At 68.5% G+C, this 8,747-nt stretch carries 5 protein-coding genes and 1 pseudogene; all 6 read left to right on the top strand.

Features of this window, described 5'->3' with window-relative positions:
- Nucleotides 1-1,225 (top strand): annotated as a pseudogene (locus AOK17_RS34380) (acyl-CoA dehydrogenase family protein); the annotation flags it as partial.
- Between the two features lie 102 nt (nt 1,226-1,327).
- Nucleotides 1,328-1,729, top strand: coding sequence for a hypothetical protein (locus AOK17_RS34385; RefSeq protein WP_245697558.1), 402 nt, complete (start codon nt 1,328-1,330; stop codon nt 1,727-1,729).
- Between the two features lie 159 nt (nt 1,730-1,888).
- Nucleotides 1,889-4,636, top strand: coding sequence for a preprotein translocase subunit SecA (secA, locus tag AOK17_RS34390; RefSeq protein WP_055616511.1), 2,748 nt, complete (start codon nt 1,889-1,891; stop codon nt 4,634-4,636).
- A 126-nt stretch (nt 4,637-4,762) separates the two neighbouring features.
- Complete coding sequence (dxr, locus tag AOK17_RS34395) at nt 4,763-6,040, top strand: 1-deoxy-D-xylulose-5-phosphate reductoisomerase (protein ID WP_055616507.1); 1,278 nt, start codon at nt 4,763-4,765, stop codon at nt 6,038-6,040.
- Nucleotides 6,037-7,341 (top strand): M50 family metallopeptidase, encoded by a 1,305-nt coding sequence (locus AOK17_RS34400; protein ID WP_055616508.1) that lies wholly within the window; start codon nt 6,037-6,039, stop codon nt 7,339-7,341. The genes dxr and AOK17_RS34400 overlap by 4 nt, the downstream gene beginning before the upstream one ends.
- A gap of 165 nt (nt 7,342-7,506) precedes the next feature.
- Entirely contained in the window at nt 7,507-8,664 is a 1,158-nt protein-coding gene (gene ispG / locus AOK17_RS34405) for a flavodoxin-dependent (E)-4-hydroxy-3-methylbut-2-enyl-diphosphate synthase (protein ID WP_055616509.1), read from the top strand.
- Nucleotides 8,665-8,747: the final 83 nt, after the last annotated feature.

The raw sequence follows: 8,747 nt of genomic DNA on the forward strand, positions 1-8,747 counted from the left end.
CGCCTCGGAGGGCGTCACCGTCGAGAACCGCAACGCCTTCATGGGGCTGCGCGGCCTGGAGAACGGTGTCACCCGCCTCCACCAGGTCCGGGTGCCCGCCGCGAACCGGATCGGGCCGGAGGGCGCGGGCCTCAAGATCGCCCTCACCACGCTCAACACCGGACGGCTGTCGCTGCCCGCCATGTGCGTCGGCGCGGGCAAGTGGTGTCTGAAGATCGCCCGCGAGTGGTCGTCCGTGCGCGAGCAGTGGGGCAAGCCGGTGGCCTTCCACGAGGCCGTGGGCGCGAAGATCTCCTTCATCGCGGCGACGACCTTCGCCCTGGAGGCCGTGCTCGACCTGTCGTCGCAGATGGCCGACGAGAACCGCAACGACATCCGCATCGAGGCCGCCCTCGCCAAGCTGTACGGCTCCGAGATGGCCTGGCTGGTGGCCGACGAGCTGGTCCAGATCCGCGGCGGGCGCGGCTTCGAGACCGCCGACTCGCTGGCCGCCCGCGGCGAACGGGCCGTCCCCGCCGAACAGGTGCTGCGCGACCTGCGCATCAACCGCATCTTCGAGGGCTCGACCGAGATCATGCACCTGCTGATCGCCCGCGAGGCGGTCGACGCCCACCTGTCCGTGGCCGGTGACCTCATCGACCCGGACAAGTCCCTCTCGGACAAGGCGAAGGCGGGCGCCAACGCCGGAGTCTTCTACGCCAAGTGGCTCCCGAAGCTGGTCGCGGGCGCGGGCCAACTCCCGCGGTCGTACGGGGACTTCCACCCGGCGGGCCACGTCGACCTCTCCGGCCATCTGCGGTACGTGGAGCGGTCGGCCCGCAAGCTCGCCCGGTCCACCTTCTACGCCATGTCCCGCTGGCAGGGCCGGATGGAGACCAAACAGGGCTTCCTCGGCCGGATCGTCGACATCGGCGCCGAGCTCTTCGCGATGAGCGCCGCCTGCGTCCGCGCCGAACTCCTGCGCACCACCGGGGACCACGGCCGCGAGGCGTACCAGCTCGCCGACGCCTTCTGCAGTCAGTCCCGGGTCCGCGTCGAGGAACTCTTCGGCCGGCTGTGGTCCAACACCGACGACCTCGACCGCAAGGTCGTCAAGGGCGTCCTCGGCGGCGCCTACACCTGGCTGGAGGAGGGAGTCGTCGACCCGTCCGGCGAAGGCCCCTGGATCGCCGACGCGACACCCGGACCGTCCGAAAGGGAGAACGTCCACCGCCCCATCCGTTGACCTTTTCCCCAGGAATGCACTGCCGTCCCCGTCGTCATTCTGCCGCTTGCCGCACAGAAGGTGTGCGTCAACAATGAGCAGAATGGCGAACGGGGACGAAATATGCGCCACGGTATGGGGGAAGAATACAGTCAGGGATTTTCTGTCCAGCTGACACGGGCACGCGCGGAAGCGCGAGAGCAGCTGAACGACACAGAACTCGTACGGGCGTTACGGACGGTGCGCAATGAGGTTCTGCCACTGGCGGACAGGCTTCGCCAGAGCGCGCCGGAGACCTTCGAGGCCCACCGGGACGCGCTCGCGGTCCTGCTGAACGACTGCGCGCCGGCCCTGGTCGACGCGGGGCGGCCGGGCGAACGGCCCGTGATCCAGCAGCTTTTCCGCGGCGCGGTGGGATACGCGAAAGATCCCGTACTGCCCGAGGTGATCAAAGCGAACCAACAAGGCGTCCACATTCCGCAGCGCGCCAATCGCCGCATACGGATGCTGGTGGACGTGATCTAAGTGAGTCCGGTGCGGTTCGGCAGGGCCCCGAAGGGGCGCGGGGAACTGCGCGACCAGCCACGACGGACCAGTAGATGAAGCAACGTATTTCCAGCGGAGCGCTTAGTGGGGGTAATTCCAGTGCCGGCTCTCGGTCTCGACAACATCACCGGCCGGATCATGCGGGCCGGCGAGGGAAGAATCCTGCGCAAACTCCAGCGCATCGCGGAACAGGTGAGTTCCCTGGAGGAGGACTTCGAGCAGCTCACCGACGAGGAACTCCAGGCGCTCACACCGGAGTTCCAGGAGCGGTGGGAGGCCGGTGAGAGCCTCGACGACCTGCTGCCGGAGGCCTTCGCCGCCATGCGCGAGGCCGCCCGCCGCACACTCGGGATGCGCCACTTCGACGTACAGATCATGGGCGGCGCGGCCCTCCACCTCGGCAACATCGCCGAGATGCAGACCGGCGAGGGCAAGACCCTCGTCGCCACCCTGCCGGTCTACCTGAACGCCCTGACCGGCAAGGGAGTTCACCTCGTCACGGTCAACGACTACCTCGCCCAGCGCGACGCCGACTGGATGGGCCGCGCCTACCGCTTCCTGGGCCTGACCGTCGGCGTCATCAAGACGCAGTCGACCCCGGCCGAGCGGCGCGCCCAGTACGCCTGCGACATCACCTACGGCACCAACACCGAGTTCGGCTTCGACTACCTGCGCGACAACATGGCCTGGTCGAAGGACGAACTCGTGCAGCGCGGCCACAACTTCGCGATCGTCGACGAGGCCGACTCGATCCTCATCGACGAGGCCCGCACCCCGCTGATCATCTCCGGCCCCGCCGACCAGCCCACGCACTGGTACGAGGCGTTCTCCAGGATGGTCACGCGGATGCGGGGCGTCGCCGTCCAGGACGAGAACTTCACCTCGCCGCTCGACAAGGAGCGCCTCGCCGAACTGCGGGCCACCCACGACTACGAGTACGACCCGAAGAAGCGCACGGTCGCGATCCTGGACAGCGGAGTGGAGTTCCTCCAGGACCAGCTCGGCATCGAGAGCCTCTACGAGTCCGACCACACACCCCTCATCGGCCACCTGAACAACGCGCTCAAGGCAAAGGAGCACTTCAAGAAGGACAAGGACTACGTCGTCGTGAACGGCGAGGTCCTCATCGTCGACGAGCACACCGGCCGCATCCTCGCCGGCCGCCGCTACAACGAGGGCCTGCACCAGGCCATCGAGGCCAAGGAGGCGGTGACGGTCAAGGACGAGAACCAGACCCTCGCCACCATCACCCTCCAGAACTTCTTCCGGCTCTACGAGAAGCTCGGCGGGATGACCGGCACCGCCATGACAGAGGCCGCCGAGTTCCACCAGATCTACAAGCTCCACGTGGTGCCGATCCCCACCAACCAGCCCAACGCCCGCGAGGACGACCCCGACCAGATCTACCGGACCGTGGAGGCCAAGTACACGGCGATCCTCGACGACATCGCCGACAAGCACGAGAAGGGCCAGCCCATCCTCGTCGGCACCACCTCCGTCGAGAAGTCCGAGACCCTCGCCGCCCGGCTGAAGCAGCGGGGCATACGCCACGAGGTCCTCAACGCGAAGAACCACGAACGCGAGGCGCAGATCGTGGCGCAGGCCGGCCGCCGGGGCGCGGTCACCGTGGCCACCAACATGGCCGGGCGCGGCACCGACATCATGCTCGGCGGCAACCCCGAGGCGATGGCGCTCGCCGAGCTCGACCGGCGCGGCCTGACCCCCGAGGAGAACCCCGACGAACACCGGGCCGCCCTCGACCGGATCAAGGAGTCGGTCGCGGCCGAGCACGACGAGGTCAAGGACCTCGGCGGCCTCTACGTCCTCGGCACCGAGCGCCACGAGTCCCGCCGCATCGACAACCAGCTGCGCGGACGCTCCGGCCGCCAGGGCGACCCCGGCGCCTCCCGCTTCTACCTCTCCCTCGGGGACGACCTGATGCGGCTGTTCCGGGCCCAGGTCGTGGAGCGCGTGATGTCGATGGCGAACGTCCCCGACGACGTCCCCATCGAGAACAAGATGGTCACCCGCGCCATCGCCTCCGCCCAGTCCCAGCTGGAGCAGCAGCACTTCGAGTCCCGCAAGGACGTCCTGAAGTTCGACGAGGTCCTCAACCGGCAGCGCACCCTCATCTACGCCGAGCGCCGCCGCGTCCTCGACGGGGAGAACCTGCGCGAACAGATCCTCCACTTCATGGACGACACCATCCGCGCGTACATCACCGAGGAGACCGCCGAGGGCTTCCCCGAGGAGTGGAACCTGGAACGGCTGTGGGGCGCCTTCAAACAGCTCTACCCGGTCCGGATCACCATCGAGGACCTGGAGGACGCGGCCGGCCAGCGCGCCGAGCTCACCGCCGACGAACTCGTCGAGGCCGTCACCGACGACGTCCACGCCCGCTACGAGGAGCGCGAGACCGAACTCGGCGCGGACGCGCTGCGCGACCTGGAGCGGCTCGTCGTGCTCTCGGTCCTCGACCGCAAATGGCGCGAGCACCTGTACGAGATGGACTACCTCCGCGACGGCATCGGGCTGCGGTGGACGCTCGGACGGGAGCCGATCGTCGAGTACGAGCGCGAGGGGTACGACATGTTCGCCGCGATGACCGAGGCGATCAAGGAGGAGTCGGTCGGGTACGTGTTCAATCTCGACGCGTCCGGGAGGGCCACCGGCGGCCAGGAGGGGCTGGAGTCCGGACCTCGTACGGACGGGCTGCATTTCAGTGCGCCGACGCTGGACACGGCGGAGGGGGTTGTCGAAGGGGATTTCGAACCGGCCGACGCGGTTCCGTCGCCGGTGCCTCCGGCGGAGAGCGTGGCCGATACGAAGCCGCGCTCGCAGCGGCGTGCGGCTCGGTCGCGGAACCGTCGGAAGCGCCAGCGGTAGGGGGCCCGCGGGCAGGTGGGCGCGTGCGGGCCGGACGGGGCTGGTCGCGCAGTTCCCCGCGCCCCTAACGGGGCACAGGTGGGACGCGCTGTCCTGCTGGAGTGGCATTGCGGCAACAATGGGGGGATGAGCGACAGTCCAGCCCCCCTCGCCGATCCGCATCTTGTCTTCGATCCTGTGGACGGAGTCCGGGATGTGGTGATCCTCGGATCCACCGGGTCGATCGGGACCCAGGCCATCGATCTTGTGCTGCGCAATCCCGACAGGTTCCGGGTCACCGGGCTCTCCGCCGCGGGCGGGAGGGTCGGACTGCTTGCCGAGCAGGCCCACCTGCTCCGCGTGGGGACGGTCGCCGTCGCGCGCGAGGACGTCGTACCGGCGCTGCGCGAGGCCCTGTCCGCGCAGTACGGAGCGGGGGAGACCCTCCCCGAGATCCTCGTGGGAGCGGACGCCGCCACCCACCTCGCCGCCTCCGACTGCCACACCGTCCTGAACGGCATCACCGGCTCGATCGGCCTCGCCCCCACCCTCGCCGCCCTGGAGGCGGGCCGCACCCTCGCGCTCGCCAACAAGGAGTCGCTCATCGTCGGCGGCCCGCTGGTGAAGGCGCTGGCCAAGCCGGGCCAGATCATCCCGGTCGACTCCGAGCACGCCGCCCTCTTCCAGGCGCTCGCCTCCGGCACCAGGGCCGACGTACGCAAGCTCGTCGTCACCGCGTCCGGCGGCCCCTTCAGAGGACGTACGAAGGCCGAGCTGGCCGACGTCACCCCCGAGGCCGCCCTTGCGCACCCCACCTGGGCCATGGGCCCCGTCATCACGATCAACTCCGCGACCCTGGTCAACAAGGGCCTGGAAGTCATCGAGGCGCACCTCCTCTACGACATTCCCTTCGAGCGGATTGAGGTGGTCGTGCATCCGCAGTCGTATGTCCACTCGATGGTGGAGTTCACGGACGGATCGACAATGGCCCAGGCGACGCCCCCCGACATGCGCGGGCCGATCGCCATCGGCCTCGGCTGGCCCGAGCGGGTCCCCGACGCCGCGCCCGCCTTCGACTGGACGAAGGCGTCGACCTGGGAGTTCTTCCCCCTCGACACCGACGCGTTTCCGTCGGTGGGGCTCGCCCGGCATGTCGGGCAGCTCGCGGGCACGGCCCCGGCGGTGTTCAATGCGGCCAACGAGGAGTGCGTGGACGCGTTCCTGAACGGCACTCTGCCGTTCAACGGGATCATGGAGACCGTCACGAAGGTCGTCGCCGAGCACGGCACGCCCCGTACGGGAACCTCGCTCACCGTCCCGGACGTCCTCGATGCGGAGACCTGGGCACGCGCCCGGGCCCGTGAACTGACAGCCCACACCACAGCGACAGCGACAGCCACGACAACGGCGGAGGCTCGTGCATGACGACCCTGATGATGATCCTCGGCATAGTCGTCTTCGCGATCGGCCTGCTCATCTCGATCGCCTGGCACGAGCTGGGGCATCTCTCCACGGCCAAGCTGTTCGGCATCCGTGTGCCGCAGTACATGGTCGGCTTCGGCCCGACCATCTGGTCGCGCAAGAAGGGCGACACGGAGTACGGGGTCAAGGCGATCCCGCTCGGCGGCTACATCCGCATGATCGGGATGTTCCCGCCCGGCCCCGACGGACGTATCGAGGCCCGCTCCACGTCACCGTGGCGCGGCATGATCGAGGACGCCAGGGCCCAGTCCTTCGAGGAGCTCCAGCCGGGCGACGAGAAACGCCTCTTCTACACGCGCAAGCCGTGGAAGCGCGTCATCGTGATGTTCGCCGGCCCCTTCATGAACCTGATCCTGGCCGTCGCGATCTTCCTCGGCGTGATGATGACCTTCGGCATCCAGACCCAGACCACCACGGTCGGCAAGGTCTCCGACTGCGTCATCGAGCAGAGCGAGAACCGGTCCGAGTGCCAGAAGAGCGACACCGCCGCGCCCGCGAAGGCCGCCGGGCTCCTGGGCGGTGACAAGATCCTCGCGTTCAACGGCGAGAAGATCACCGACTGGTCCGCCCTCCAGGCCGACATCCGCGCCAACCCCGGCAAGGACGTCACCCTCACCGTCGAGCGCGACGGCAAGCAGCTCGACCTGACCGCCCACCTGATCCGCAACCAGGTCAGCAAGACCGACGGCGACGGCGGCTACGTCGAGGGCAAGTACGTGTACGCCGGCTTCCTCGGCTTCACGCCCGCCTCCGGCATCGTCCAGCAGTCGTTCGGGCAGTCCGTGGACCGCATGGGCGACATGATGCAGAACGGCGTCGAGTCGCTCCTCGCCCTCCCGTCCAAGGTCCCCGCCCTGTGGGACGCGGCCTTCGGCGACGGCGAGCGCGAGGCGGACTCCCCGATGGGCGTGGTCGGCGCGGCCCGGGTCGGCGGCGAGGTCTTCACCCTCGACATCCCGCCGGAGAACCAGATCGCGATGATGCTGTTCCTCGTCGCGGGCTTCAACCTCTCCCTGTTCCTGTTCAACATGCTCCCGCTGCTGCCGCTCGACGGCGGGCACATCGCGGGCGCCCTGTGGGAGGCCCTCCGCCGCAACCTGGCGAAGGTGCTGCGGCGGCCGGACCCCGGTCCGTTCGACGTGGCGAAGCTCATGCCCGTCGCGTACGTGGTGGCCGGGATCTTCATCTGCTTCACGATCCTGGTACTGATCGCGGACGTGGTTAACCCGGTGAGAATCTCCTAGTCATACGGAGTTTGTGGCGGCCGGACATGATTTGTGTCCGGCCGTCCTCCATTGGGTGGTCCTGCGCAGCGGATGTGCTCCCGCCTGCGGGGGTGCCGTAATCTCGATGACTGGAGCCCGTCAGCTTTCGGGACCGACCGTCCTTACCTTGGGGTTGCACAGCAGATGACTGCGATTTCACTCGGCATGCCGTCCGTTCCGACCAAGCTCGCCGAGCGCCGGAAGAGCCGGCAGATCCAGGTCGGAACCGTGGCGGTGGGCGGAGACGCACCCGTCTCGGTGCAGTCGATGACGACGACGCGTACGTCCGACATCGGCGCCACCCTCCAGCAGATCGCCGAACTGACTGCGTCCGGCTGCCAGATCGTGCGCGTCGCGTGCCCCACGCAGGACGACGCGGACGCGCTTGCGACGATCGCCCGCAAGTCGCAGCTGCCGGTCATCGCCGACATCCATTTCCAGCCGAAGTACGTGTTCGCCGCGATCAAGGCCGGCTGTGCCGCGGTCCGCGTGAACCCCGGCAACATCAAGCAGTTCGACGACCAGGTCAAGGAGATCGCGCGGGCCGCCAAGGACACCGGCACGCCGATCCGGATCGGGGTCAACGCCGGTTCGCTCGACAAGCGGCTGCTCCAGAAGTACGGCAAGGCGACGCCCGAGGCGCTCGTCGAGTCGGCGCTCTGGGAAGCCTCGCTCTTCGAGGAGCACGACTTCCGGGACATCAAGATCTCGGTCAAGCACAACGACCCGGTCGTCATGGTCAACGCCTACCGGCAGCTGGCCGCCGCCTGCGACTACCCGCTGCACCTGGGTGTCACCGAGGCCGGCCCCGCCTTCCAGGGCACGATCAAGTCCGCGGTCGCCTTCGGCGCGCTGCTCGCCGAGGGCATCGGCGACACGATCCGCGTCTCCCTCTCGGCCCCGCCGGTCGAGGAGATCAAGGTCGGCATGCAGATCCTGGAGTCGCTGAACCTCAAGCAGCGCCGTCTCGAGATCGTCTCCTGCCCGTCCTGCGGGCGCGCCCAGGTCGACGTGTACAAGCTGGCGGAGGAGGTCACCGCCGGTCTTGAGGGCATGGAGGTCCCCCTCCGCGTCGCCGTCATGGGCTGCGTCGTCAACGGCCCCGGCGAGGCCCGCGAGGCCGACCTCGGCGTCGCCTCCGGCAACGGCAAGGGCCAGATCTTCGTCAAGGGCGAGGTCATCAAGACCGTCCCCGAGTCGAAGATCGTCGAGACGTTGATCGAGGAGGCGCTGAAGATCGCCGAACAGATGGAGGCGGACGGAATCCCCTCCGGCGAGCCTTCGGTGTCCGTGGCGGGCTGACGACGTCCCGTCCCTTACTCGGGGGCTCCGCCCCCGAACCCCCGCTCCTCAAACGCCGGAGGGGCTAACTCCTAGCCCGTCCG

This window comes from Streptomyces phaeochromogenes, from assembly GCF_001418655.1.
Classification (GTDB): domain Bacteria; phylum Actinomycetota; class Actinomycetes; order Streptomycetales; family Streptomycetaceae; genus Streptomyces; species Streptomyces phaeochromogenes.

Coding starts and splice junctions, on each gene's coding strand:
- dxr (WP_055616507.1), top strand. CDS start 4,763: ATGAGCGACAGTCCAGCCCCCCTCGCCGATCCGCATCTTGTCTTCGAT.
- secA (WP_055616511.1), top strand. CDS start 1,889: ATGCGGGCCGGCGAGGGAAGAATCCTGCGCAAACTCCAGCGCATCGCG.
- ispG (WP_055616509.1), top strand. CDS start 7,507: ATGACTGCGATTTCACTCGGCATGCCGTCCGTTCCGACCAAGCTCGCC.
- AOK17_RS34385 (WP_245697558.1), top strand. CDS start 1,328: ATGCGCCACGGTATGGGGGAAGAATACAGTCAGGGATTTTCTGTCCAG.
- AOK17_RS34400 (WP_055616508.1), top strand. CDS start 6,037: ATGACGACCCTGATGATGATCCTCGGCATAGTCGTCTTCGCGATCGGC.